Genomic DNA, 25,493 nt, shown 5'->3' with positions numbered 1-25,493 from the left:
TTGGCCGCGCGCGAGTGAACGCGAGGTTGAAGGCCCGGCCCCCTGGCGGCCGGGCCCTGGGGAGAACGGCGTGAAAGTCCTGGTGACGGGCGGCGCGGGCTTCATCGGCTCGCACGTGTGCGACGAGTTCCTGCGCAATGGCCACGAGGTCATCGCGCTGGACAACCTGACGAGCGGCAGGAAGGAGAACCTGGATCCGCGCGTGCGGCTGGCCGTGCACGACATCCGGAGCCCGGAGGCCGCGGAGCTCATCCGCACGGAGAAGCCGCAGGTGCTCTGCCACCTGGCCGCCCAGATGGACGTGCGCCGCAGCGTGGAGGACCCCGGCTTCGACGCGGACGTGAACATCCGCGGCATGACGAACCTGCTGGAGGCCGCGCGCCAGTCCGGCGTGAAGAAGGTCATCTTCAGCTCCACCGGCGGCGCCATCTACGGCGAGCAGGACTCCTTCCCCGCCCGCGAGGACCACCCCACGCGCCCGGTGTCGCCCTACGGCGTCTCCAAGGCGGCCGGCGAGCTGTACCTGGGCTACTACCGCGCGCAGTACGGCCTGCCGTACGTCGCCCTGCGGTACGCCAACGTGTACGGCCCCCGTCAGAACCCGCACGGCGAGGCGGGCGTGGTGGCCATCTTCTGTCAGCGCACCATCGCGGGGCAGGGCTGCACCATCTTCGGCGAGGGCAAGCAGACGCGGGACTTCGTCTTCGGCCCGGACGTGGCCCGCGCCAACTACCTGGCCTTCCAGAGCGACTACGTGGGCGCCGCGAACATCGGCACCGGCGTGGAGACGGACATCAACCGGCTCTACGAGCTCATCGCGGAGGCCGGCGGCAGCTCGCTGAAGGCCGCGCACGCGCCGGGCAAGCCGGGCGAGCAGCTGCGCTCGTGCATCGACGCGTCCCACGCGAAGAAGGTGCTGGGCTGGGAGCCGTCCGTGCAACTGGCGGAGGGCCTGCGCCGCACCCTCCAGTTCTTCCGCGAGCAGGCCGCGGGGCCCGCCCGCGCCCGGGGCTGAGCCCCCGGCGCCGGAGCATGGCCGTGTCCCCCTGGCCCGGATGCCGGGGGGAGCGCGGAGGCGTCAGGCGGGTGGAGTGCCCGGCGACCGGGAGTGCGCCGGTCGTGGATTTTCAGGCGGTTCGGTGTTACCTACGCCCGCTTCGCGACCGACGAGCGCCCTGAACATGCCGGCTGAAAACGCGCACATCCGCAACTTCTGCATCATCGCCCACATCGACCATGGAAAGTCGACGCTGGCCGACCGCCTCCTGGAGAAGACAGGCACGCTGACCAAGCGTGAGGCGCAGGCCCAGTTCCTCGACAACATGGACATCGAGCGAGAGCGGGGCATCACCATCAAGGCCCAGTCCGTGCGGATGACGTACACCGCGAAGGACGGCCAGAACTACGTCCTCAACCTCATCGACACGCCGGGACACGTGGACTTCGCCTACGAGGTGAGCCGCAGCCTCGCCGCGTGCGAGGGCGCGCTGCTCGTCGTGGACGCGACCCAGGGCGTGGAGGCGCAGACGCTCGCCAACGTCTACATGGCGTTGGACCACAACCTGGAGATCATCCCGGTCATCAACAAGATCGACCTGCCCTCCGCGGACGTGGCCCGCACGCGCGAGGAGATCGAGGACGTCATCGGCATCGACGCGTCCGTCGCGGTGCCGGCCTCCGCGAAGGAGGGCCTCGGCATCCACGACATCCTGGAGGCGGTGGTGCAGCGCGTGCCGCCGCCGCAGGGGTCGCCGACCGCGCCGCTCAAGGCGCTCATCTTCGACTCCTGGTACGACAACTACCGGGGCGTGGTGACGCTGGTGCGCGTGCTGGAAGGCACGCTGAAGCTGAAGCAGAAGATCAAGATGTTCAGCAACAACAAGGTCTTCGAGGTGCAGGAGCTGGGCGTGTTCAGCCCGTTCTCGCGCCCGGTGCCGCAGCTCATGGCGGGCGAGGTGGGCGTCCTCGTCGCCAACGTGAAGGAGCTGCAGGACGCGAAGGTCGGCGACACCGTGACGGAGGAGGCGCGCCCCACGGAGGCGCCGTTCCCCGGCTTCAAGGAAGTGAAGCCGATGGTGTTCTCCGGCATCTTCCCGGTGGACTCCGCCGACTACGAGAACCTGCGCGACGCGCTGGCGAAGCTGACGCTCAACGACTCCGCCTTCACCTACGAGCCGGAGTCGTCCACGGCGCTGGGCTTCGGCTTCCGCTGCGGCTACCTGGGCCTGCTCCACATGGAGATCGTCCAGGAGCGCCTGGAGCGCGAGTACAACCTCAACCTGATCACCACGGCGCCGTCGGTGGTCTACCGCATCACCACCAGCAAGGGTGAGGTGCTGCTGGTGGACAACCCGGCGAAGCTGCCGCCCACGCAGAACATCGAGAAGTTCGAGGAGCCCATCCTCACCTGCCACATCCACGTGCCCAACGAGCACCTGGGCGCCATCCTGAAGCTGTGCCAGGACCGGCGCGGCGTGCAGAAGGACATGAAGTACCTGGGCTCCAGCGGCACCCGCGTGCAGGTGACGTACGAGATGCCCATGGCGGAGGTCGTGTTCGACTTCTTCGACCGGCTGAAGAGCGTGTCGCGCGGCTACGCGAGCCTGGACTACGAGCTGTCCTCCTACGCGGAGTCGGACCTCGCCAAGCTGGACATCCTCATCAACGGGGAGCCGGTGGACGCGCTCTCCGTCATCGTGCACCGCGAGCGCGCGTACCTGCGCGGCCGCGAGGTCTGCGAGAAGCTCAAGGAAGTGATCCCCAAGCAGATGTACGAGGTGGCCATCCAGGCCGCCATCGGCGCGAAGATCATCTCCCGTGAGACGATCTCCGCCATGCGCAAGAACGTCCTCGCCAAGTGCTACGGCGGCGACATCAGCCGCAAGCGCAAGCTCCTGGAGAAGCAGAAGGAGGGCAAGAAGCGCATGAAGCAGGTGGGCACGGTGGAGATCCCGCAGGAAGCCTTCCTCGCGGTCCTCAAGACGGAGCAGTAACGCCTATGAGCACGGCCAGTCCTTCCATCAAACTGGGAGCGGCCATGGCCGCGCGCCGCACCCCGGAGCAGCTCAAGGCCCGCCGCCAGCTGATGTGGCGCGAGCTGCTCACCAGCCTCTGGGCCCCGCTGTGTGGCGTGGGCCTGGCGTTCATCCCCTACGTCACGCTGATCGAGATGGCGCCGGGGACGGCGTCGTGGGCCCAGCCCCTGATGAAGGGCTTTGGCCTCGTGATGGTGCTGGCCTTCGTGGGCCTGCTGGTGTGGCGCAACGTCTCCAAGAAGGAGTCTCGGCTGCGCACGCTGCGCCACGAGGCGCGGGAGCTGCTCTCCGAGGACGAGCGCATCCTCGCGCGCGTGGGCACGAAGGTGCCCCCGGCCGTGGCGGAGCGCATCACCGAGCAGGCCCTGCGCGTGGAGGCGGCGTCCGTCGCGGGCAACGCGGAGCAGTTGCGCACGGAGACCCAGGCGCTGGAGAAGCTCACCCAGGAGCACCTGGGCGCGTACCGCAAGCAGTCCGTGTGGGACTTCCTGGGCGGCTTCGGCAAGGCGCTGCTGATCGCCCTGGTCATCCGCACGGTGCTGGTGGAGCCGTACCGCATCCCCTCCGGCTCCATGCTGCCCACGCTCCAGATTGGCGATCAGGTCTTCGTCAACAAGTTCATCTATGGCGTGCGCATCCCGTTCATCAACGTGGTGCCGTTCCGCATCGTGCGGGCGCCGCAGCGCGGGGACGTCATCGTCTTCAACAACCCGGTGGACGAGTCCAAGGACTTCATCAAGCGCGTCGTGGGCATCCCCGGCGACACGGTGGAGATCGTCGACGGGGTGGTGCGCATCAACGGCGAGGCGCAGCCGCGCACGCTGGTGACGCCGGACTTCGTGGTCCACAACCAGGACGACCTGACGGGCCGCTGGTTCGACCAGGAAGAGGTGCTCTACCGCGAGGACCTGGGCGGCGTGGTGCACTCGGCGCTCCAGCACCCCATGCGCCTGCCGGGCCGCGAGCACGAGGGCCCCTACACGGTGCCCGCCGACAGCGTCTTCGTGATGGGCGACAACCGGGACAACAGCGCGGACAGCCGCTACAACCTGGGCGGCCCGCGCGGCGCCGAGGTCGCCTACGTGCCCTACGGCCACATCAAGGGCAAGGCCATGGTCGTGTGGCTGTCGCTCGGCTGGGGCGGCCTGCTGGGCAACCTGTTCGGCGGCACGGGCCTCCGGGTGGACCGCTTCTTCGAGCCGGTCCGGTGACGGACGCCAGGCAGGGGACCGCCACGCGCCGTGCTTGACGCAACCTGCGGCGCGCGGTACGCGGCGGCCCCGGCCCATGAGACATCTTCTCGGAATCGCAGGCTGGCGGCGGGACGAGCTGGAAGCGCTGCTCGACCGTGCCCAGGCGCACCTGCCCGGCGGACCGGATGCCTCGCACGTGCTGCGGGGCCGCGTCGTGGCGAACCTCTTCTTCGAGGACTCCACCCGGACGCGCTCCTCCTTCGAGGTGGCCGCGCGGAAGCTGGGAGCGGACGTCCTCAACTGGAGCCACGCGGGCTCCTCCGTGTCCAAGGGGGAGACGCTCCTGGACACGGCGCGCAACATCGAGGCGCTGGGGCCGGCGGTCATCGTCATCCGCCACCGCTCCTCCGGCGCGCCGGGCCTGGTGGCCCGGCACGTGAAGTGCGCGGTGGTCAACGCGGGCGACGGCGCGCATGAGCACCCGTCCCAGGCCCTGCTGGACGCCTTCACCCTGCGCCAGCGCTGGGGCCGCCTGGACGGGCGCACCGTGCTGATCGTCGGCGACGTGCTGCACAGCCGCGTGGCGCGCTCCAACCTCTTGTGCCTGAAGGCGCTGGGGGCCCGCGTCGTGCTCTGCGGACCGCCCACCCTCCTGCCGCCAGGGCTGGAGGAGATGGGCGGAGAGGTGACGCATCAACTGGACGCCGCGCTGCCCCAGGCGGACGCGGTGATGTGCCTGAGGCTGCAGACGGAGCGCATGTCGGAAGCCTTCCTGCCGTCCCAGCGGGAGTACTCGCGGCTGTTCGGTGTCACGCCCGCCCGCGCGGAGCGGATGAAGCCGGAAGCCCTCGTGCTGCACCCGGGCCCCATCAACCGCGGCGTGGAGCTGTCGCCGGTGGTGGCGGACGGGCCTCGCAGCGTCATCCTGGAGCAGGTGGCCAACGGCGTCGCGGTGCGCCGGGCCATCCTGGAGGCGTGCGCATCATGACCCCGGTGCTCTTCCAGCGGGCGCGCGTCATCGACCCGCGCAATGGCGTGGACGGCGTTCGCGACGTGCTCGTGACGGACGGCCGCGTGGCCCAGGTGTCGGAAGCCCCGCTGCCCGCGCCGAAGGACGCGCGGGTGGTGGACGCCACGGACCGGTGGCTGGTGCCGGGCTTCATCGACCTGCACGTACACCTGCGCGAGCCGGGCGAGGAGGGCAAGGAGACGGTCCTCACCGGCTGCCGCGCGGCGGTGGCGGGCGGCTTCACCGGCGTCGTGGCCATGCCCAACACCAAGGTGGTGAACGACAGCGCGCTCGTCACGGAGCTGGTGCTGTCGCGCGCGCGGGACGCGGGCCTGTGCCACGTGTACCCGGCGGGCGCCATCACCAAGGGGCTCAAGGGCGAGGAGCTGTCGGAGGCGGGCGAGCTGATTGGCGCCGGCTGCGTGGCCCTCACCGACGACGGTCGCCCGGTGATGAACGCGGGCCTGATGCGCCGGGTGCTCCAGTACGCCACGCAGTTCGACGTGCCGGTGATGGTCCACGAGGAGGACCTCACGCTGTCCGCCGGCGGCGCGATGCACGAGGGCGCCACCTCCACGCGGCTGGGCCTGCGCGGCATTCCCTCCTCCGCGGAGGTGGCCATGGTGGCGCGCGACCTGGTGCTCCTGGAGGAGACGAAGGGCCGGCTGCACGTGGCGCACGTGTCGTGCGAGGGCAGCGTGCGGCTCATCCGCGAGGCCAGGCAGCGCGGCCTGCGCGTCACCTGCGAGGTGGCGCCGCACCACTTCACCCTGGATGACCGCGCGGTGGGGGACTACGACACCCACGCGAAGATGGCGCCGCCGCTCCGGAGCGACGTGGACGTGAAGGCGCTGCGCGAGGCGCTGGTGGATGGCACGGTGGACGCCATCGCCACGGACCACGCGCCGCACGGCGTGTCCGACAAGCTGGTGGAGTTCGAGAAGGGCATCAACGGCATCGTGGGGCTGGAGACGGCCCTGGGGCTCACGCTGGCGCTGGTGCACGAGGGCGTGCTCACCCCGCGCCGGGCGGTGGAGCTGCTGTCGGACGGACCGGCGAGGGTATTCGGCCTGCCAGGCGGTCACCTGGCGCCTGGTGCCCCGGCGGACATCACGCTGGTGTCCCCCATGGAGGAGTGGACGGTGGATGCCCACCGGTTCTATTCCCGCAGTCGCAACACGCCCTTCCACGGGCGCACGCTGAAGGGCCGCGTGACGCAGACGTGGGTGGGCGGCCGGTGTGTGTTCGAGGACGGTCAGCTCAAGGAGTCGCGGTGATGACGAAGCGGGCGGTGCTCGCGCTGGCGGATGGCACCACGTTCGAGGGGCGCGCCTTTGGCGCGACCGGCGAGACGGTGGGCGAGGTCGTGTTCAACACGTCCATGTACGGCTACCAGGAGATCCTCACGGACCCCTCGTACGTGGGGCAGATCGTCACGATGGCGTACCCGGAGATGGGCAACATCGGGGCGAACGCGCTGGATGAAGAGGCGGGGCAGCCGCACGCGGTGGGCATGGTGGTGCGCTCGCTGACGAAGACGCCCTCCAACTGGCGCGCGCAGGAGACGCTGGACGCGTACCTCGCGCGCCACGGCCGCGTGGGCATCGAGGGCGTGGACACCCGCCGGCTGGTGCGCCACCTGCGCACGCACGGCGCGCAGACGGGCATCATCTCCACGGAGGACGTGTCCGCCGCCGCCCTGTCCGAGCGCGCGCGCAACGCCACCGGCATGGAGGGCCTGGACCTGGCCACGGGCGTGTCCTGCAAGGAGCCCTACGTCTTCACCACGCCGTCGCCGGACGTGTTCCTGGGCGCGGGCGACAAGCGCCCGGAGCCGGAGCTGAAGTACGACGTCATCGCGTACGACTACGGCCTCAAGCGCTCCATGCTCCAGTACCTGGTGGACGTGGGCTGCCGCGTGACGGTGGTGCCGTCCCACTTCACGGCGGAGCAGGTGCTGGCGAAGAAGCCGCACGGCGTCTTCCTGGCCAACGGCCCGGGCGACCCGGCCGCCGTGAAGGGCGCGGACCGCACGGTGGCGGCGCTCCTGGGCAAGGTGCCGGTGTTCGGCATCTGCCTGGGGCATCAGATCATGGCCCTGGCCCTGGGCGGCCGGACGTACAAGATGAAGTTCGGCCACCGCGGCGGCAACCAGCCCGTGAAGGATCTCACCACGGGCAAGGTGGAGATCACCGCGCAGAACCACGGCTTCGCGGTGGACGACGCCAGCCTCAAGGGCAAGGCCGTCGTCACGCACATCAACCTCAACGACGGCACGGTGGAGGGCCTGGCCGTTCCGGACGCGCGGGCCTTCAGCGTGCAATACCACCCCGAGGCTTCGCCCGGCCCTCACGACGCGCGCTACCTGTTCGGCCGCTTCGCGACGCTGATGGCGGGTTCGTAGGAAGAGGCTCGCAAACGGCCATGGACTCCGCGCTGACCCCGTTGTCGTATCAGCCGTACCTGGACCAGCTCATCGCCTTCGGCAGCTCGGAGGCGCGCAAGCCGGACCTCCTGGACGCCAAGGCGGAGTACTTCCGCCTCACCGGCGAGGTCTTCGAGGACGACAAGCTCTTCGAGCTGCGGATGGCGTCGTTCCTGGACTTCTACCTCTACGACCGCGTCTCGCCGCTCACCGGCAAGACGCCGGCCGCGGAGCTGTACGAGCAGCGCCTCCAGGCGGCGCCGCCGGAGGAGGCGAACGCCTTCCGCAGCTTCACGGAGACGGTCCACGGCCTCTTCGAGGTGCGCAAGCTGGGCAAGGGCATGGTGCGCCTGCGCGAGCTCTTCTCCGGCAAGGACTTTGACGTGACGGAGCGCCGCCACATCGCGGGCCTCGCGGCGGGGGACGTGCTGGAGGCGCGCCTGGTGCCCTTCGGCGGCCACCTGCTGTTCTCCTCCGCCTTCTGCTACCACCCGGCCGTGGCGCTGAAGGCCATCAAGGCCGAGGTGAAGCGCCGCAAGAAGAAGGAGCCGGAGCGCCCCGCCAAGGAGCTCGTGTGGGAGTGCGCGCGCCGGGCGCTCAACGTCGAGCGCTACCGGCAGCTGTCCGTGGAGAAGATCTACGACTTCGAGCAGAAGGTCCTGTAGGGCCCTCCGCCCTCACGCCTCCACCGCGCGCCGTCCTCAGGCGCGGTGGATGCTCATCAGGTTGGTGTTGCCCGGCACGTTGAGCGGCACGCCGGCCACCAGGATGAAGGGCTCGCCGGGCTTGCAGAAGCGCAGCTCCTGGCTGAGCCGGCGCACCTGCTTGAGCATGGCCTCCGTGGACGTGATGCGCTTCACGTGGTGGCCCGTCACCCCCCAGTACAGGCCCATCCGGTTCACCGTGTCCGCGTTGGGTGTCAGGCCGATGATGCGCGCGTCCGGGCGGAACTCGGAGATGAGGCGCGCGGAGTGGCCGCTCTCCGTGTACGCGATGATGGTCCCGATGTTGAGCTGCCGGGACGCGGCCACCGCCGCCGCGGCGACGCCGGTGCCCAGGTCCTCCGAGCGCTCGAAGGGGGAGTGGGCCAGGGGGATGAGGGTGCTGCGCTCCGTCTCCTCCACGATGCGCGCCATGGTGGCCACCGCGTCCACGGGGTAGCGGCCCGCAGCCGTCTCGCCGGAGAGCATCACCGCGTCCGCGCCGTCGATGATGGCGTTGGCCACGTCCGACACCTCCGCGCGCGTGGGTCGGGCGTTGAGCACCATGCTCTCCAGCATCTCCGTGGCGACGATGACGATGCCGCCCAGGCGGTTCACCTCGCGCACGGCGCGCTTCTGGATGGCGGGCAGCTGCTCCAGCGGCATCTCCACGCCCAGGTCGCCGCGGGCCACCATCACCCCGTCCGACTCCGCGGCGATGGCCTCCAGGTTCTCCACCGCCTGGGGCTTCTCGATCTTGGAGATGATCGGCGTCTTCAGCTTCGCCACCAGCGCGCGCGCCTGGCGCACGTCCTGCGCGGAGCGCACGAAGGACAGCGCCACGTAGTCCACGCCCACCTCCTGGCCGAAGGCCAGGTCCACCTTGTCCTTCTCCGTCAGCGTGGGCACCGACATGGCCGTGCCGGGCAGGTTGAGCCCCTTGTGATCCTTGAGCAGCCCGCCCACCTCCACGCGGCACTTCGCGTCCTGGCCGCTCACCTTGAGCACGCGCAGGCGCACCCGGCCGTCGTCCAGCAGCACCTCGTGGCCCTTCGCCACGTCCCGGGGCAGCGTGCGCACGGGGGTGGGGATGACGCGCCCCTGGCCCATCACCGCGCGCGTCGTCACCGTCACGGTGTCGCCCGCGGTCACCATCAGCTGGCCGCCCTCGAAGCGCCCCAGCCGGACCTTGGGGCCCTGCACGTCCTGGAGGATGGCCACCGGGACACCCAGCTTCTTCGACACCGCGCGGATGCGCTGGACGCGCTGGCGGTGCTCCTCATGCGTCCCGTGGGAGAAGTTGAGCCGGGCCACGTTCATGCCCGCCTGCACCAGGCCCTCGATGACTTCCTTCGAGTCCGACGCGGGACCGAGTGTGCAGATGATCTTCGCTTTGCGCATAAGTCGCCCATCCTAGCTCCACCCGGTGGGCGGCTTGACAGTCTCGCGGCCGACGGACTAACTCTTCGCTTCACGCGCTGGACGGAAAGTTACCGCAGGCCAGCGCCTGCCATTCGTGGCCTTCTCAGACGCTTGAGACGACGAAAGCCCGGCTACCCTGGGAGGGGGGGCCGGGCTTTCATCGTTTCCGGGTGGGCCTCGTCGGGCAGCTAGAGGTTGATCTCCTGGCCCTTGCCCATCGGCGCCACCTGCGGCTGCTCGCGGATGGAGTGGTCCATGCCGATGTCCTCCGACGGCGGCTTCGGATGGCCGGAGGGGCCCATGGGAGGCGGCGGGGGCAGAGGGCCCATGTCCTCGTCACCCAGGTCGCCGCTGCCGCCCACGCCCAGGTCCTGCTGCTTCTGGAGGGCCTCGATCTCCGCGCGGGTGATGCCCGCCATGGCCAGCACCTTGCGCGTCACGCGGATGCGGGCCTGGCTGTGCATGGCCATGGCGATGGAGTCAGAAGGCCGCGCGTCCAGCGCCAGCTCCTTCTTGCCCTGCTGGAGGAAGACGCGACCGGAGTAGACGTTGTCGCGCAGGTCGTCGATGCGGACCTCCGTCACCTTGCCGCCCAGCTTGGACACCACGTCATCCAGCAGGTCCTGCGACAGCGGCTGGGGCGGCGGACGCTCGGCGAGGCGGAAGGCGATGGAGACCGCCGCGCCCTCGTCCACGAAGAGGGGGAGCACCGTCTCCCCGTCCTTGGTGGTCAGCACGACGGCGTGCGTCTGCGCCTCCATCAAGGGGACCACGTCCTTCACCTCCAGCTCCACCAGCTCCGTGCAGGCCTTGGGGTCGCTGCCCTTCTCGGTGATGCAGGGCTTCTCCTTCTTTCCTTCCGCCGAGTCCCCAGCGGCGATGGCGCCGGGGATCCCGAACGCGGGAAGGAACAGGGCTCCCCCCAGCGCCAGCACCACGGCCGTGAACGGAGCGACGAAGAAATTGGCGCGGTTGGACGTTTTCACATCCCTAAGCTACGCACCTCGCCCTGCACCGGGAGGGCGCCGCCCCATCGCCGTCGCGAGCGGCCCCCGGGCCCTGGCCCACCCGGTAGGAGGGCGGGCGGGCAGCCGGGAAGAGGGCGTGTGAGACGACTAGCGGTCGTCGTCCTCGGACTCCTCGTCGTCGTAGTCCTCGTCGTCCTCGGACTCCTCGTCGTCCTCGTCCTCGTCGAGGTCGTCCTCGTCGGACTCCTCCTCGTCTTCGTCCTCGTCGTCGAGCTCGTCCTCCAGCTCCTCGGCTTCGAGCGTCATCGTCACCGCGAACTTCTTGCTCAGGGTCGCGATCTGCGCGCGCATCTCCGTGAGCGCGGCGACGAAGTCCTCCGTGAGGTTGGCGGGCGCCTTCGCGTCGCAGTGGGGACAGACAATCTTCTCCGTCCCCTCGATGAGGTCCTGGGCTTCCAACTCGAAGCTGGCCTCGCACTTCTGGCAGGTGAAGTCGATGCTCATGGTCGGGCGCGGCATACAAAGACGGTGAACATGCTGTCAACGCCTGAGACGGGGGGACGTGGAACGGGCGTGAGGCTTCCACTACGTTCCGCCCGATGGACCTGCCCAAGACGATGCTGCATGCGCTCCATGACCAGGCCGCGCGGCTGGAACACCGCCCGGCACTCTGGTCCCGCCATGGTGGCGCCTATGTCCCCACCTCGTGGTTCGACTATGCCCAGCGCGTCAAGCGCTTCGCCCTGGGCCTGCACGCGCTGGGGTTCCAGGAGGGGGACCCGCTGGGCATCCTGAGCTTCAACCGCGAGGCGTGGCACGTCGCGGACCTGGGGGCCATGGCCCTGGGGGGCGTGCCGGTGGGGCTCTACACCACCAGCAGCGTGGAGCAGCTCGTCTACATCCTGGGCCACTGCGAGGCGCGCTTCCTGGTGGTGGAGAACGCGAAGCACCTGGCCACCGGCCTGGAGGTCCAGAAGCGCCTGCCCGCGCTCCAGCACCTCATCGTGGTGGACACGCCCACGCCCCTGCCGGAGGGCGTGCTGCGCTACGCGGACGTGCTGGCCTCCGGCGCGAAGGCGGACGAGGCCCCCTACTGGGACGCTGTCCACGCGCTCCACCCGGACGCGCTGGCCACGCTCATCTACACCTCCGGCACCACCGGCCAGCCCAAGGGCGTGGCCCTCAGCCACCGCAACCTCGCCTGGACGTCGAAGCAGCTGGGCGACACCCTGGGCTTCCACGACATGGAGGACGAGCGGCTGGTGTCGTACCTGCCGCTGTCCCATATCGCGGAGCAGATCGTCTCCCTGCACAGCCCGCTCCTGCTGGGCACGCAGGTGTACTTCGCGGACTCGCTGGACGCGCTCGGCAAGAACCTCACGCAGGTGCGCCCCACCATCTTCTTCGCGGTGCCGCGCGTCTGGGAGAAGTTCAAGACGAAGGCCGAGGAGGGCCTTGCCGCGCAGCCGCCCCTGAAGCGCCGGCTGGTGGAGTGGGCCCGCGCCACGGCGCTGGAGCGCAACACGCGCGTGTTGAACCAGGAGCGCGTGCCGTCGCTCATGGAGGCCAGGTTCGCGCTGGCCCGGCGCGCCGTGTTCCAGCCGCTGAAGACGCGCATCGGCCTGGAGAAGGCGAGGCTGTTCTCCACCTCCGCGGCGCCCATTGGGCGGGACGTGCTGGACTTCTTCGCCTCCATCGACGTCGTGCTGCTGGAGGTCTGGGGCATGACGGAGCTGTCCGGCCCCGCCACGGTGAGCACCCCCGAGTGCGCCCGGCTGGGCACGGTGGGCCGCCCCATGCTGGGCGTGGAGGTGCGCATCGCGGAGGACGGGGAGATCCTCGTGAAGGGCGGCAACGTCTGCCTGGGCTACCACCGCAACCCGGACGCCACGCAGGAGCTCCTGGCGGACGGGTGGCTGCACACGGGGGACGTGGGGCAGCTGGACGCGGAGGGCTTCCTGCGCATCACCGGGCGCAAGAAGGAGATCATCGTCACCTCCGGCGGCAAGAAGACGTCCCCGGCGAACCTCGAGGAGCTGCTCAAGGCCGTGGCCCCCGTGGGGCACGCGCTGGTGGTGGGCGACCGGCGCAACTACCTGGTGGCGCTGGTGACGCTGGAGCCGGACCGGGCGCGGAAGCTGGCGCGGGAGAAGGGCTGGCCGGAGGACATGGCCGCGCTGGTGGACGACCCGCGGCTCCAGCAGCACCTGTTCGAGGCCTTCGAGCGGGACGTGAACCCGAAGCTGTCGCGCTTCGAGACCATCAAGCGCTTCCGCGTGCTGCCAGGGGAGTTCACCATCGACGGCGGTGAGCTCACGCCCAGCATGAAGATGCGCCGCAAGGTGGTGGAGCGGAAGTACGCGGACGTCATCGACGCGCTCTACCGCGAGCCGGCCGCTCCTGGCGCCGCGGCCCACGGGTAGGGCGGCAAAGCGAAAGGGGCGGAGGACCCGGCTTCGAGTCCCACGCCCCTTCGTGCTTCAGCGGCGGTGACCGCCGGCGACTACTTGCCGGTCCGCGCCTCGCGGGCCACGTAGTCGCGGCGCGCGGAGCCCGTGTAGACCTGACGGGGACGGGCGATCTTCTGCTCGTTGTCCGTCACCATCTCCTCCCACTGCGCGCACCAGCCCACCGTGCGGGGGATGGCGAACAGGACGGGGAACATCTCCGCCTGGAAGCCCATCGCCTCGTAGATGAGGCCCGAGTAGAAGTCGACGTTCGGGTACAGCTTGCGCTTCACGAAGTACTCGTCCTCGAGCGCGATGCGCTCCAACTCGAGCGCGATCTCCAGCAGCGGGTTCTTGCCCGTGACCTCGAAGACCTCGTCCGCCACGCGCTTGATGACCTTGGCGCGCGGGTCGTAGGACTTGTAGACGCGGTGGCCGAAGCCCATCAGCTTCTTCTCGCCCTCGCCGCCCTTCACCTGCTTGATGAACTCCGGGATGGCGGACTTGGTGCCGATCTCGCGGAGCATGCGGAGCACCGCCTCGTTGGCGCCGCCGTGCAGCGGGCCGTAGAGCGCGCCCACGCCCGCGGCGACCGCGGAGTAGGGGTCCACCTGCGACGAGCCCACCGTGCGCACGGACGTGGTGGAGCAGTTCTGCTCGTGGTCCGCGTGCAGGATGAAGAGGACGTCCAGCGCCTTCTCCAGCGTCGGGTGCACCTTGTACGTCGAGGTGCCGATGCGCTTGATCATCGCCAGGAAGTTGGCGACGTAGGACAGGTCGTTGTCCGGGTAGACGTACGGCAGGCCCATCGAGTGCCGGTACGAGAACGCGGCGATGGTGGGCATCTTCGCGATGAGGCGCGTGATCTGGATCTCACGGCTGCGCGCGTCGCGGATGTTCTTCGCGTCCGGGTAGAAGCCGGACAGCGCCGCCACCGTGGAGCCCAGCATGGACATGGGGTGCGCGTCGTAGCGGAACCCGTCCATGAAGGACTTGATGTTCTCGTGCACCAGCGTGTGGTGGGTCACGTTGTGCGTGAAGTTGTCCAGCTCCGCCTGCGTGGGCAGCTGGCCCTTGAGCAGCAGGTAGGCCACCTCCAGGAAGGTGGACTTCTCCGCGAGCTGCTCGATGGGGTAGCCGCGGTACTCCAGGATGCCCTTGTCACCGTCGATGAACGTGATGGCGCTCTTACAGTTCGCCGTGTTCAGGAACGCGGGGTCGTAACCCATCAGACCGAAGTCATCGCTGCCGGTCTTGATCTGGCGCAGGTCGGGGGTGCGGATACAGCCGTTCTCGATCGGGATCTCGTACGTCTTCCCGGTCCGATTGTCGGTGACGGTCAGCGTGTCCTTGGGCATGGGCGGAGATTTCACAGGGCGGCGGACGCTTTCAACAAAAAAGAACGATAAGTCCTAGAGGCGAAGTTTCCGGGTCGGCCCCCCGCTCAGGAATAGCGGACGCCGGCGCGCGCGAGCTGCCGCCAGAAGCCCGGGAAGCTCTTCTCCACGCACTCCGGCCCCGTCAGCTCCAGGGGCACCCCGGACAGCACACACAGGGTGGCCGCTGACATCGCCAGGCGGTGGTCGCCCCGGCTGTCCATGGCGAAGCGCGCGGGCTTCGTCCTGGGAGGGAGGATGCGCAGCGTCTCGCCGTCCGCGCCGGAGGACAGCTCCGCGGTGCCACCATAGGCGGCCACCAGCGCGCGGATTCCCTCCAGCCGGTCGCTCTCCTTGACCCGCAGGATGCCCACGTCGCCGAGGGTGGTGGGGCGCGGCAGCACGCACGCGAGCGCCGCCAGCGTGGGCAGCAGGTCCGGACATTCCCTGCCCGTCGCGCGCAGCTCGCCCGTGGCCTCTCCCTCGAAGCGCCACGTGTGGGGCGCGCCCGCGGGGAGCATCTTCAGCCCCACGTCGGCGACCAGCCGGAGGATCGCCTGGTCCGGGTGGGCGCTCTCGGGCTCCGCGCGCTCCACCGTGCCGCCCGTGCGCCAGGCGATGAGCACCAGGTAGCCCAGCGATGACCAGTCGCCCGGCAGTGATGGGACGGATTCGGGCGCCTGATACGCCGTGACGGCGTAGTGACCTTCGGACTGCTCCACGGTGAAGCCGAAGCGGCGCAGCCACGCCACCGTGAGGTCCATGTAGCCCGCGCTGGTGAGCGCGCCTTCGATCTCCACGCGCCACGCGCGCTTCTCGCGCAGGAAGCGCTCCGCGCAGCCCAGGAGCAGGCTGGAGGCGTACTGGCTGCTCTGCGCGCCCGGCACGCGGAACACCGGCGCCACCTCCGAGGTGTCCCGGGGCGCGTGCAGCTCCACGGGCCACGGGGCGCCCTCGGTGAGCGTCAGGCCGGCGGAGCCCAGGGCCTGCTTCAGCGACGTGAAGAGCGGGCCGTGGGGGCGCTCGCCCAGGCGGGGCGTGCCGGTGAAGCGCACGCGCGCGCCGGGCGTCACCGCGGCCTGCGTGACGAGGATGCGGAAGGGGGCGCCGCCATCCGCGCAGTCCACGTCGCGCACGGGGCCCGGGGGAAGGCGCAGGGCCTCCACGCCCCGGCGCAGCACGCGCACGTCGGCGGGGAGGTCCTCGTCCGACTCCGCCTGCACCGACGGCAGCGGCCAGGCGCCCGTGAGGTGTCCCAACACCAGGGCTCGCTGGGCGTCCGACTTCGACACGGGCGGGGTGAGCGGTGAGGCGCTCAAGGCGCTCGGGTCGACGGTGAGGCGGCTCGGCGAGGCGTGGCTCAAGGGCGGGCTCCACGGGTCCAGGCGGGCCACAGGGCCCGCCACGTCTTCGGCATCACGTCCACGACGTCGGCGGCGCCCACGGCGGTGAGCAGCACCATGCGCAGCTCGCCGTTGGCGCCGGCCTTCTTGTCGGCGTCCAGGAGCGCGACCACGTCCTTCAGCGCCGCGCGGTGGGCGATCTCCGCGGCGCGGTCGCGGCCGAGCACGCCCGGGCCCCTCGCCAGCGCGCGCTCCACCTCGTGCGCCACCGGCTCCGGGGTGATGCCCAGGTGCCGGCCCACGTCCAGGGCCCAGAGGATGCCCAGGCCCACCGCGTCGCCGTGCGACAGCTTGAAGCGCGACAGGCTCTCCAGCACGTGGCCGAAGGTGTGGCCGAAGTTGAGCACGCGGCGCAGGCCCTGGTGCTCGTAGGGGTCCTTCGCGCAGATGCCTTCCTTCAGGCCGCGCGCGTCCTTCACCAGCTTCTCCAGCGACGGCGGCGCGCGCACGTAGCGCTTGAAGAGGGACGCGTCCAGCGACGCGACCATCTTCCACGCCTCGATGGAGCCCTCGCGCACCTGCGCGTCGGACAGCGTGGCGTACAGCTCCGGGCACAGCCACGTCTCGTCCGCGTAGTGGAAGACGCCCGCGGGGTTCTTCACCACGCGGCCGCGCACCACCAGGTCCACCGCGCCCTTGCCGCCCAGGCTGCTGTCCACCGCCGCGAGCAGCGTGGTGGGCACCTGGAGCAGCCGCACGCCGCGCTTGAGCAGGTGCGCGGCCACGGTGGCCACGTCGCCCACGGTGCCGCCGCCCACGGCGACGAGCGTGCCGGAGCGCGGCAGCGTGATGCCGCCCGCGAGCACCTTCTGGAGCGACGCGAGGCTCTTCGCGCGCTCACCGCCGACCAGCTGGATGATGGCGCGCGGCTTGCGGGCCTCCAGCGCGGGGATGAGGGTGGGGTGGAAGCGCGCGACGGTGCGGTCCACCACGGCGACGCTGCCCTCGGGCAGCTTCGCGGCGAGCTTCGTGAAGGAACCCCAACGGTCGTTCGGGGGACGGTAGGAACCGGGAGGAAGCGGGCTCATGCGGAGTGGGGGCGGGCGTTGAGTTGCTGGACGAGGTCGGCGATGACGAGCGACACCATGGCCTCCAGCACCGGGACGGCGCGGGGCATGATGCACGGGTCGTGACGGCCGCCCTTGGCGTGATCCGCGAGCGTCGCGGGGGGCTTGAAGTAGGCGCGCACCTGCATGGGCTCGCCGTTGGCGAGGCCACCCTGGATGCCGCCGTAGGCGTCCTTCACGGAGTGGAACTTCGTGCCGGGCTGGCCGATGCGCTGGAGCAGGTCAGGCGGGCCCCACACGACCCCGGTCACGGCGCCGATGCTGCCCAGCGCCTGCGCGATGAGCGCCTTCAGCTTGCCGAAGATGGGCTCGCCCAGGCCCACGGGCAGGCCCTCCACCCGCACGTCGATGGAGCCGCCCAGGCTGTCACCGGCCTCCTTCGCGGCGAGGATCTGGCGGGCCATCTCCTCGCGCACGGCGGCGTCCGGGCAGCGCGTGGGGTGCGCGTCCACCATGGCGCGGGTGAGGCCCGGCGCCGGAACGGGAGCGACCAGCTCACCCACCTGGGAGACGTAGGCGACGGTGGTCAGCGAGGGGAGGTCTCGCGCGAGGTACGCCTCCGCGACGGTGCCGCCGATGACGCGGCAGAGCGTCTCGCGCCCGCTGGTGCGGCCGCCGCCCCGGTGGTCGCGGTGCTTGTAGCGCTCACGCCACACGGCGTCCGCGTGGCCCGGCCGGTCCACGCTGGCCAGCTGGTTGTAGTCCTGCGAGCGCTGGTTCGTGTTGCGCACGATGGCCGCGATGGGCGTGCCCAGCGTCTTGTCCTCGAAGACGCCGGAGAGGATCTCGACGGTGTCGGGCTCGTTGCGCGGCGTCACCAGGGCGGACTGCCCGGGGCGCCGGCGGTCCAACGCCGCCTGGAGCATGTCGCGCGTGAGCGGGACGCCCGCGGGGCAGCCGTCGATGACCGAGCCCAGCGCGGGGCCGTGGCTTTCGCCAAAGGTGGTCAGCCTGAAGAGGGTGCCAAAGGTATTCATGTCGCCGTTTCCCAGAGTTGTCGCTGCCGCCGGGCCTGGGCGACGAACCACGCCGCACCGAGCAGGAGAGGGGTGCCCCCGCGGCGAACGATCTCCGCGGCGACGCGCCGGCCGGGCGCACCGTATGCGATCACCGCCACGCGTGCCCCCTGGAATCTCAGGTTTTCGGGGGCGGCCACCCGGTCCGGCCACGTCCAGACCCACTCCCCCGACAGCGGGGCCTGGATCTCCGCGCGCCGCACGACGCGCAGGGCGAGCCCCTGCTCGGCGGCCACCAGCCGCAAGGCCTGCGTGGAGCCGCCGTCGCCCAGCACCGCCACGTCCTTCGCCCCCAGGCGCGTGAGCACCGCGCGGGCGCCCTCCGTGTCGGTGTTGAAGGACTCCCACCGCGAGCCCCGGCGCACCAGCGTGTTGACGGCGTCCAGCGAGGAGCCCGTGTGCTTCGCGAGCCGCATCTTGAACGGGCTCGTCACCGCGAAGCCCGCGTAGTGCGGCAGGAGCGCGTCCACCACCGCCTCCACCGGCGCGTCCTCCGCCAGGTCGATGCGGTCGAACGGTTGACGGTGGATGCGCGGCGAGCGCGAGTGCGGAATCGCCGTGCCCAGGATGCCCAGGCGGAGCGCGTGCGGATCCTTCGCCTTGCGGTGCTCGCGCACGACGTCGTCCAGCAGGCGCTGCCCCGGGGCCGCCGTCCACGGGCCGCCCATGGCCACGTACTCCAGCCCGTTCCGGCGCGAGAGCACCGCGCGCGCCGGGATGGCGACGGGCCCCATGCCCAGCACGGTGACGCGCTCGGCGCCGAAGCGCTGGGCCAGCCGCGCCTGGGTCTCCAGCAGCACGTCCAGGTGCGCGGGCCCATCCATGGGCTCCACGTGCTTCACCAGCGCATCCGGAGGGATGGGGCGCGACCAGCGACGGAGCGCCTCCTCCGTCGTCAGCGGCCCTTCCGCGTGGTGCGACGCGAGCAGCTTCCCGGGCGGCGCGTCCATGTCCTGCGCACGCTCCACGTCGCGGTCCACGCGCCACGCGGCCTGGAGCCACGGGGCGGGCAGCGGCCTGCCTCGCTCGGAGACGAGCAGCGGCATCGCGCGCGCGAGCGCCTCCGGGTCGATGTCGCCGGGCGCGTGCAGGTCGGTCCGCACCTCGATGACGTCCGCGCCGCGCTGGAGGCCGTCGCGCGCGAAGGCCGCGGCGTCCGCGCCGGTGAGCGTGGGGGGCAGGGTGATGATGCGCCGGGTGGCCATCAGGCGGGCTCCTGGGCAAGACAGCCCCGGAGGAAGTCCGCCAGGGAGATGGTGGGGACGCGGGCGTGCAGCGCCTCGCGCTCGTGGAACAGCGAGTGCAGCTCCTCCTCCAGCGACACGTCCGTGCGCAGCCGCGGGCGCGTGGTGTCCGCCAGCAGCCGCTCGCGGTACGTGGCGAAGGTGACGGGGACGACGAGCGTGAAGTGCCCCGCGAGCGCCTCCGGATGGTGCGACAGGAAGCCGCCGCCCACCGCCACCACGCTGCCCGCGGGCAGCAGGCCCAGCGTCTCGCGCTCGGCGGCCCGGAAGGTGGTGGGGGACTCGGCGACCCAGGAGCGCAGCGGGCGCCCGTGCCGGCGCTCCAGCTCCGCGTCCAGATCCAGCCCGGTCCTGCCGAGCAGCCGCGACACGAGCGGCAACAGCCGCGACTTGCCGGCGGCGCGGTGCCCCGCGATGACCACGGTCTGCGGGTCTGCGGGGCGGGGGCCGGGCCCCGGGGACGAGAGCGCCCCCTGGAGCGCCTGCCGGAGTCTGGGGTCTACCGACGCGACGACCTGGGAGACGAGGGCGCGGCGGGCCTCAACGGACGGTGCCGACATAGACGTAGGCGGTTCCAAACAGCAGGGGGTGGGCGGCGCGCTCGGAGTAGGCGCCGGCCTGGTCCATCAGGGAGAGGAAGCGGTCGCCGGCGGGGAAGGCCGCGGCGGTGCGGGGCAGGTACTGGTACGCCGCGCGGTTGCCCGTGAGCAGGCCGCCAATCGCAGGCATCACCGTCTTGCTGTAGAAGCGGAACAGCGCCCCGTACGGGCCCGTGGGCTGGCCGAACTCCAGCACCACCACGCGGCCTCCGGGGCGCACCACGCGCGCCATCTCCTGGAGGCACTTCACCGGATCATCCACGTTGCGGATGCCGAAGGAGATGGACGCCACGTCGAAGGTGTTGTCCGGGAAGGTGAGCGCCATGGCGTCCTGCACCTGGAACTCCACGTCCAGGCCCGCCTTGGCCGCCTTCGCCGGCGCGCTCTCCAGCATCTCCGGGCAGAAGTCCGTACCCACCACGCGGCCCGAGGCCCCCACCTTGCGCTTGAACGACAGCGCCAGGTCGCCCGTGCCGGTGGCGCAGTCCAGCACCTGGCTGCCGGCCTTCGCGCCGCTGAGCTTCACCGCCGTGCGCCGCCACAGCCGGTGCACGCCGAAGGAGAGGACTTCATTCGTCACGTCGTAGCGCGTGGCGATGGAGGAGAACATCTGACGCACTTCGGTGCTCATCGCGCCTCCGCGATCTGTTTTGCCGGCCCCGCCGGCGTCCAAAGGTGACGGTCCACCGCGGCGAGCACGCCCGGCAGCCGTTGCATCAACGTAGCGAAGTCCCCAGGCGACAGGGCCTGCTGCCCGTCGCACAATGCCTGCTCCGGCCGGGGGTGGACTTCAATCAACAATCCATCCGCCCCGCAGGCCGCCGCCGCCAGCGACATGGGAGCGATGAGGGACGGGATGCCCGTGGCGTGCGACGGGTCCACGATGACGGGCAGGTGCGTGCGCTCCTTCGCCCACGCCACCGCGGCCAGGTCCAGCGTGTTGCGCATCGCGGACTCGAAGGTGCGGATGCCGCGCTCGCACAGCATCACCTGCTCGTTGCCCCCCGCCAGGATGTACTCGGCGGCGTTGAGCCACTCCTGCACCGTGGCGGACAGCCCGCGCTTGAGCAGCACCGGCTTGCGCAGCCTGCCCAGCGCGCGCAGGAGCCCGAAGTTCTGCATGTTCCGCGCGCCCACCTGGAGCACGTCCGAGTGCTCCACCATGAGGGGCAGTTGCTCCGTCTCCATCACCTCGCTGATGATGGGGAGGCCGTGCCGTCTGCCGGCGTCCACCAACAGCTTCAGCCCCGGCTCCCCCATGCCCTGGAACGCGTACGGACTGGTGCGCGGCTTGAACACGCCTCCTCGCAGCAGGTGCGCCCCCGCCTGCGCCACCGCGCGGGCCGCCAGCTCCAGCTGCTCCGCGCCCTCCACCGCGCACGGCCCGGCCATCACCACGAAGCCGGGCCCGCCCACCTCCACGCCTCCCACCTGCACGCGCGTGCCCTCCGGACGCGCCGCGCGCAGCACGCGGTGTGCGCCCGGGTCACGCCGCCCGGCTGGGCTGTCTGGTTGCTGGGCTCCCACGGCGGCTCCCCTTCGCTGGAGTTGCAGGAATTCGTGTTTCATGGAGTTCAAGCGGTTTTGAACTCCTTGGTGCATGTATAGCCGAGATCGCTTAGAAGACAATCGAAGGTGATGTCACTCGCATCCCCCGAGGTGCAGGAGAATGGCTGATGACGCCGCTCAGTCCCGCTGAGGGCCCACGATGGGTCGCCGGGATGATTCCCCTGCCCGGTGTGGATCCGCTGGCTGGGGCGGACGGCCTCGGGGCTCCCTCGGTGTATTGGGAGCGGCCGGTGGCGCGCGAGGCGGCGGCGGGCTGGGGCGCGGCCGGGGTGCTCGAAGCGCATGCGCCGGGAGAGCTGCCGGCGGTGCTGGGCGCGCTCGGCGACGACCGCGTGCGGTGGCTGGACGCGGCGTCGCCCGTGGTGCCGGGCCCCTGGTTCGGCGGGATGCGCTTCAGCCCCACGGCGCCGGTGGATGGCGCGTGGCGCTCGCATGGCCTCGCGCGCTGGACGCTGCCGGAGGTGCTGGTGTGGCGCGAGGGCCCCGCGCTGGCGGCCGCCGTGTTCGCGCCGGAGGGGCCGGGCGCGGAGGACGTGGTGCGCTCGCGCCTGGAGCGCGTGCGGACGTCCTTCCCTTCGTCGTTCCGGCACCCGGTGGGGGCGCCGGTGGCGCTGCGCACGGCCTCGTCCCGGCCGGACTTCGAGGCGCTGGTGGACCGAGCGGTGGAGGCCATTGGCGCGGGCCAGTTGCACAAGGTGGTGCTGGCGCGGGCGCTGGAGGCGGAGGGGCCGGAGCCCTTCGACGTGGTGGATGTCCTGGCGCGGCTGCGCGAGCAGAACCCGCGCTGCGCGACGTTCCTCTTCCGCGCGCCGGACGGCACGGGCTTCCTGGGCGCGACGCCGGAGACGCTGTGCCGGGTGGACGGGCGGCGGCTGGAGACGGAGGCGCTGGCGGGGTCCGCGGCGCCGGGGGGCGCGGAGGCGCTGGACGCCAGCGACAAGGACCGGCGCGAGCATGAGGCGGTGGTGCGCTACATCCTCCAGGCGCTGACTCCGGTGGCGGCGAGCGTGTCCGCGGACGCGCAGCCTTCGGTGCTCGCCCTGAAGAACGTGGTGCACCTGCGCACGGGCATCCGCGCGGAGCTGGCGGACGGCGTGGACACGGCGCGCGTCGTCACCGCGCTGCACCCCACGCCGGCGGTGGGCGGCACGCCGCGCGAGCGCGCGCTGTCGTTCCTGGTGGAGCACGAGTCGTTGGACCGGGGTTGGTACGCGGGTCCGGTGGGCTGGGTGGGCCCCGGGCGGGCGCACCTGGTGGTGGCGTTGCGCTCGGCGCTGGTGCGCGGGGCGAAGGCCCGGCTCTTCGTGGGCGCGGGCATCGTCGCGGGCTCCAGCGCGGAGTCCGAGTGGCGGGAGACCGAGATGAAGAGTCTGGCCATGCTGCGCGCGCTGGGGGGCCAGTGATGTCCCTGGACGCCAACCTCAACGTGCTGTGGTCGCGTGCGCTGCTGGAGGAACTGGTGCGGGGCGGCGTCCGGCACGCGGTGGTGTGTCCGGGCTCCCGTTCGTCGCCGCTGGCGCTCGCGTGCGCGCACACCCCGGGCCTGCGGGTCTGGTCCGTCATCGACGAGCGGAGCGCGGGCTTCTTCGCGCTGGGCATGGCGAAGCAGTCGCGTCAGCCGGTGGTGCTGGTGGCGACGAGCGGCTCCGCGGGCGCGCACTTCTTCCCGGCCGTCATCGAGGCCGCCATGGCCCAGGTGCCGCTGGTCATCCTCACGGCGGACCGGCCGCTGGAGCTCCAGGGCTGGGGCGCGCCGCAGACGGTGCCCCAGGCGCGCTTCTACGGCGACTTCGCGCGGCTGTTCGCGGACGTGGGGATGCCCGAGGCGAACAGCGCCGCCATCGCGCACCTGCGGGCCACGGCCGCCCGGGCGGTGAGCGCCGCGTGCCGCGCGCCCCGAGGGGCCGTGCAGCTCAACGTGCCGTTCCGGGAGCCGCTGGCGCCCATCGCGCAGGACTTCGGCGCGGAGAAGCTGACGGCGCTCGCGAGGGAGGGGCGCCCGGACGCTCCCATCACCCGCATCCTGCCGTCCTCGCGGGCCCCGGACCCGGCGGCGCTGGACGCCGTGCGCGCGAGCATCGCCGCCACCGAGCGCGGCGTCATCGTGTGTGGTCCGCGCGACGAGGACGACGGCTTCGCGGAGGCCATCGCCGCGCTGAGCCTGGCGACCGGCTACCCGGTGCTCGCGGAGGCCACGTCGCAGGCGCGCTATGGCGGCGGCCCGCTGACCGTGTCGCTCTACGACGCGCTCCTCCGCCACGAGCCCTTCGTGCGGAGCCACGTGCCGGAGGTGGTGCTGCGCTTCGGCGGGGGCCTGACGCCCAAGTCGCCGCAGCAGTGGCTGGACACCTCCGGGGCGGACATCACCGTCTTCAGTGACGAGGGCGCGCTGTACGACCCGGCGCACCGGGCGACCCGGGTGGTGGAGGGCAACGCGGTGCTCGCGTGCCGCGCGCTGGCGGAAGGGCTGTCGCGAGGCCCCGGCCGCTGGTCGCAGGACTTCATGAACGCGGAGCGCGTGGTCCGCAACGCGCTGGAGGTGGCGCTGGGCGAACAGCAGGACGCGCTGACCGAGCCCCGGCTGGCCCGCGAGGTGGTGGCGGCGCTGCCGGAGAACGCGCTCTTCTTCGTGTCCAGCAGCATGCCCATCCGCGCGGTGGACGCGTTCGCGCACGGCGGTGGCGTGCCGCTGCGCGTGCTGGCGAACCGCGGCGCCAACGGCATCGACGGCATCGTGTCCAGCGCGGCGGGCATGGCCGCGGCGGCGGAGCGGCCCGCGGTGCTCCTGTCCGGGGACCTGGCGCTCCTGCACGACGTGGGCGGGCTCGTCACGGCGGCGCGGGCGCGCGTGCCGCTGACGGTCGTGGTGGTGAACAACGACGGCGGCGGCATCTTCTCCTTCCTGCCGCTCGCGCAGGTGGCGAAGGTGGACGAGTTCGAGGCCCTCTTCGGCACGCCGCATGGCGCGGACCTGTCGCACGCGGCGGCGCTCGCGGGCGCCCGCTTCGAGCGGCCCACGACGCCCGCGGCCCTGCGCGCGGCGGTGCGCACCGGGCTGGAGGGCGGGCTCCATCTGGTGGAGGTCGTGGTGGACCGGGCCACCAACGTGGACGCGCACCGACACCTCTTCACGCGGATGGCCACCGCACTGGGAGAAGGATCATGGGCGTGACGCTCGCTTACGACAGCTGGGGTGAAGGCCCCCATACGCTCCTGGCGCTGCACGGCTTCACCGGCAGCGCCGCTTCGTTCGCGCACCTGCGCCCGCTGCTGGGCCGCTCCGTGCGCGTGGTGGCGGTGGACCTGCCCGGCCACGGCCGCACGCCGCTGCCGGAGAAGACGGGACGCGACGGCTTCCTGGAGACGGTGGACGCCGTGGTGCGACTGGCGCGCGAACTGGGCGGCCACGTGGATCTGCTCGGCTACTCGCAGGGCGCGCGGGTGGCGCTGGGCGCCGCGGTGCGCGCGCCGGAGTGCTTCGGCCGGCTCATCATGGAGAGCGGCTCGCCCGGGCTGCACCGCCGCCAGGAGCGCTCCGAGCGGCGCGAGGCGGACGGCAAGCTCGTGGACCTCCTCCGCGCCAGGGGCGTGGACGCCTTCGTGGAGCGCTGGGAGGCGCTGCCCCTCTTCGACGGCCTGCGCCGCCTGCCGGAGCCGGCGCAGGCCGCGCTGCGCGAGCGCCGCAAGGCGTGCACGGCGGAGGGGCTCATTGGCGCGCTGGAGACCCTGGGGCTGGGCGTCCAGCCGGACTACTGGCCGGCGCTGCACCGTCAGCGGCTGCCCACGCTGCTGCTCACGGGCGACCAGGACGTGAAGTTCACGAACCTGGCGCGGCGCATGGCGGCGGAGCTGCCGGTGGTGTGGCGCCACGCGTTCGCCGGGGTCACCCACGCCCCGCACCTGGAGGCGCCGGAGGAGTACGTGCGAGAAGTGCTCTCGTTCCTCCAGACGCCCTGGTACGAAGCGCCTCAGTTCGAACACGCCATCCTGGCGCGAGAGGCGACCCACTCGTGACAACC

At 71.5% G+C, this 25,493-nt stretch carries 22 protein-coding genes; 11 read left to right on the top strand and 11 right to left on the bottom strand.

Annotation, left to right across the window (positions count from 1 at the left end; all coding sequences use genetic code 11):
* Positions 1-70 precede the first annotated feature (70 nt).
* From U8525_RS11165 to U8525_RS11135, 7 genes are all read left to right on the top strand, one after another.
* The gene (locus tag U8525_RS11165) at positions 71-1,015 is read left to right on the top strand and encodes an NAD-dependent epimerase/dehydratase family protein (protein ID WP_374264600.1); all 945 of its coding nucleotides are present in this window, start codon (positions 71-73) and stop codon (positions 1,013-1,015) included.
* A 166-nt stretch (positions 1,016-1,181) separates the two neighbouring features.
* On the top strand, positions 1,182-2,993 hold the full coding sequence (lepA, locus tag U8525_RS11160; protein ID WP_374264598.1) for a translation elongation factor 4: 1,812 nt from the start codon (positions 1,182-1,184) through the stop codon (positions 2,991-2,993).
* Positions 2,994-3,037: 44 nt separating this feature from the next.
* The gene (gene lepB, locus U8525_RS11155; RefSeq protein WP_374264596.1) at positions 3,038-4,246 is read left to right on the top strand and encodes a signal peptidase I; all 1,209 of its coding nucleotides are present in this window, start codon (positions 3,038-3,040) and stop codon (positions 4,244-4,246) included.
* Positions 4,247-4,322: 76 nt separating this feature from the next.
* Positions 4,323-5,216, top strand: a complete 894-nt coding sequence (locus U8525_RS11150; RefSeq protein WP_374264594.1) for an aspartate carbamoyltransferase catalytic subunit — start codon at positions 4,323-4,325, stop codon at positions 5,214-5,216.
* The gene (locus tag U8525_RS11145; RefSeq protein WP_374264592.1) at positions 5,213-6,514 is read left to right on the top strand and encodes a dihydroorotase; all 1,302 of its coding nucleotides are present in this window, start codon (positions 5,213-5,215) and stop codon (positions 6,512-6,514) included. The genes U8525_RS11150 and U8525_RS11145 overlap by 4 nt, the downstream gene beginning before the upstream one ends.
* Positions 6,514-7,641: a glutamine-hydrolyzing carbamoyl-phosphate synthase small subunit gene (gene carA / locus U8525_RS11140; RefSeq protein WP_374264590.1), complete on the top strand. Its 1,128-nt coding sequence runs from the start codon at positions 6,514-6,516 to the stop codon at positions 7,639-7,641. The genes U8525_RS11145 and carA overlap by 1 nt, the downstream gene beginning before the upstream one ends.
* 20 nt (positions 7,642-7,661) lie before the next feature.
* Entirely contained in the window at positions 7,662-8,327 is a 666-nt protein-coding gene (locus U8525_RS11135) for a hypothetical protein (protein ID WP_374264588.1), read from the top strand.
* Between the two features lie 36 nt (positions 8,328-8,363).
* Here the strand turns inward: U8525_RS11135 and pyk are convergent, their stop codons facing one another.
* The 3 genes from pyk to U8525_RS11120 all read right to left on the bottom strand — a co-directional run bounded on the left by pyk (position 8,364) and on the right by U8525_RS11120 (position 11,257).
* Positions 8,364-9,764: a pyruvate kinase gene (gene pyk / locus U8525_RS11130; RefSeq protein WP_374264586.1), complete on the bottom strand. Its 1,401-nt coding sequence runs from the start codon at positions 9,762-9,764 to the stop codon at positions 8,364-8,366.
* A gap of 209 nt (positions 9,765-9,973) precedes the next feature.
* Positions 9,974-10,771: a bifunctional nuclease family protein gene (locus U8525_RS11125; protein ID WP_374264584.1), complete on the bottom strand. Its 798-nt coding sequence runs from the start codon at positions 10,769-10,771 to the stop codon at positions 9,974-9,976.
* A gap of 129 nt (positions 10,772-10,900) precedes the next feature.
* Positions 10,901-11,257 carry a hypothetical protein gene (locus U8525_RS11120; protein ID WP_374264582.1) on the bottom strand — a complete coding sequence of 119 codons (357 nt, stop codon included), beginning with the start codon at positions 11,255-11,257 and terminating at the stop codon, positions 10,901-10,903.
* Positions 11,258-11,352: 95 nt separating this feature from the next.
* Here U8525_RS11120 and U8525_RS11115 point away from each other — a divergent pair, with 95 nt between their 5' ends.
* Positions 11,353-13,176 carry a long-chain fatty acid--CoA ligase gene (locus U8525_RS11115; protein WP_374264580.1) on the top strand — a complete coding sequence of 608 codons (1,824 nt, stop codon included), beginning with the start codon at positions 11,353-11,355 and terminating at the stop codon, positions 13,174-13,176.
* Between the two features lie 80 nt (positions 13,177-13,256).
* Here U8525_RS11115 and U8525_RS11110 read toward each other — a convergent pair whose 3' ends face one another.
* The 8 genes from U8525_RS11110 to aroF form a co-directional block, all read right to left on the bottom strand.
* Positions 13,257-14,558 (bottom strand): citrate synthase, encoded by a 1,302-nt coding sequence (locus U8525_RS11110; RefSeq protein ID WP_374264578.1) that lies wholly within the window; start codon positions 14,556-14,558, stop codon positions 13,257-13,259.
* An 86-nt stretch (positions 14,559-14,644) separates the two neighbouring features.
* Positions 14,645-15,940: a 3-phosphoshikimate 1-carboxyvinyltransferase gene (locus U8525_RS11105; RefSeq protein ID WP_374264576.1), complete on the bottom strand. Its 1,296-nt coding sequence runs from the start codon at positions 15,938-15,940 to the stop codon at positions 14,645-14,647.
* Positions 15,937-17,007, bottom strand: coding sequence for a 3-dehydroquinate synthase family protein (locus U8525_RS11100; RefSeq protein ID WP_374264573.1), 1,071 nt, complete (start codon positions 17,005-17,007; stop codon positions 15,937-15,939). The genes U8525_RS11105 and U8525_RS11100 overlap by 4 nt, the downstream gene beginning before the upstream one ends.
* Entirely contained in the window at positions 17,004-18,023 is a 1,020-nt protein-coding gene (gene aroC / locus U8525_RS11095) for a chorismate synthase (protein ID WP_374264571.1), read from the bottom strand. The genes U8525_RS11100 and aroC overlap by 4 nt, the downstream gene beginning before the upstream one ends.
* Positions 18,020-19,267: a shikimate dehydrogenase gene (locus U8525_RS11090; protein ID WP_374264569.1), complete on the bottom strand. Its 1,248-nt coding sequence runs from the start codon at positions 19,265-19,267 to the stop codon at positions 18,020-18,022. The genes aroC and U8525_RS11090 overlap by 4 nt, the downstream gene beginning before the upstream one ends.
* Entirely contained in the window at positions 19,267-19,866 is a 600-nt protein-coding gene (locus U8525_RS11085; RefSeq protein WP_374264567.1) for a shikimate kinase, read from the bottom strand. Before U8525_RS11085 ends, U8525_RS11090 begins: the two co-directional genes overlap by 1 nt.
* Positions 19,847-20,536, bottom strand: a complete 690-nt coding sequence (gene ubiE, locus U8525_RS11080) for a bifunctional demethylmenaquinone methyltransferase/2-methoxy-6-polyprenyl-1,4-benzoquinol methylase UbiE (protein ID WP_374264565.1) — start codon at positions 20,534-20,536, stop codon at positions 19,847-19,849. Before ubiE ends, U8525_RS11085 begins: the two co-directional genes overlap by 20 nt.
* Entirely contained in the window at positions 20,533-21,375 is an 843-nt protein-coding gene (gene aroF, locus U8525_RS11075) for a 3-deoxy-7-phosphoheptulonate synthase (protein ID WP_374264563.1), read from the bottom strand. Before aroF ends, ubiE begins: the two co-directional genes overlap by 4 nt.
* Before the next feature lie 206 nt (positions 21,376-21,581).
* On the opposite strand from aroF, the gene U8525_RS11070 reads away from it, so the two are divergent.
* From U8525_RS11070 to menH, 3 genes are read left to right on the top strand one after another with little or no spacing between them, the layout of a single operon-like run.
* Positions 21,582-22,877 carry an isochorismate synthase MenF gene (locus U8525_RS11070; RefSeq protein WP_374264561.1) on the top strand — a complete coding sequence of 432 codons (1,296 nt, stop codon included), beginning with the start codon at positions 21,582-21,584 and terminating at the stop codon, positions 22,875-22,877.
* Entirely contained in the window at positions 22,877-24,646 is a 1,770-nt protein-coding gene (gene menD / locus U8525_RS11065; RefSeq protein WP_374264559.1) for a 2-succinyl-5-enolpyruvyl-6-hydroxy-3-cyclohexene-1-carboxylic-acid synthase, read from the top strand. The genes U8525_RS11070 and menD overlap by 1 nt, the downstream gene beginning before the upstream one ends.
* On the top strand, positions 24,637-25,488 hold the full coding sequence (gene menH / locus U8525_RS11060) for a 2-succinyl-6-hydroxy-2,4-cyclohexadiene-1-carboxylate synthase (RefSeq protein ID WP_374264557.1): 852 nt from the start codon (positions 24,637-24,639) through the stop codon (positions 25,486-25,488). The genes menD and menH overlap by 10 nt, the downstream gene beginning before the upstream one ends.
* Positions 25,489-25,493 lie beyond the last annotated feature (5 nt).

Source organism: Corallococcus sp. RDP092CA, assembly GCF_041903675.1.
Taxonomy (GTDB): Bacteria; Myxococcota; Myxococcia; order Myxococcales; family Myxococcaceae; genus Corallococcus.
Note: the sequence above shows the minus strand (reverse complement) of the source record. Positions and strands in the feature narration are given on the sequence as shown.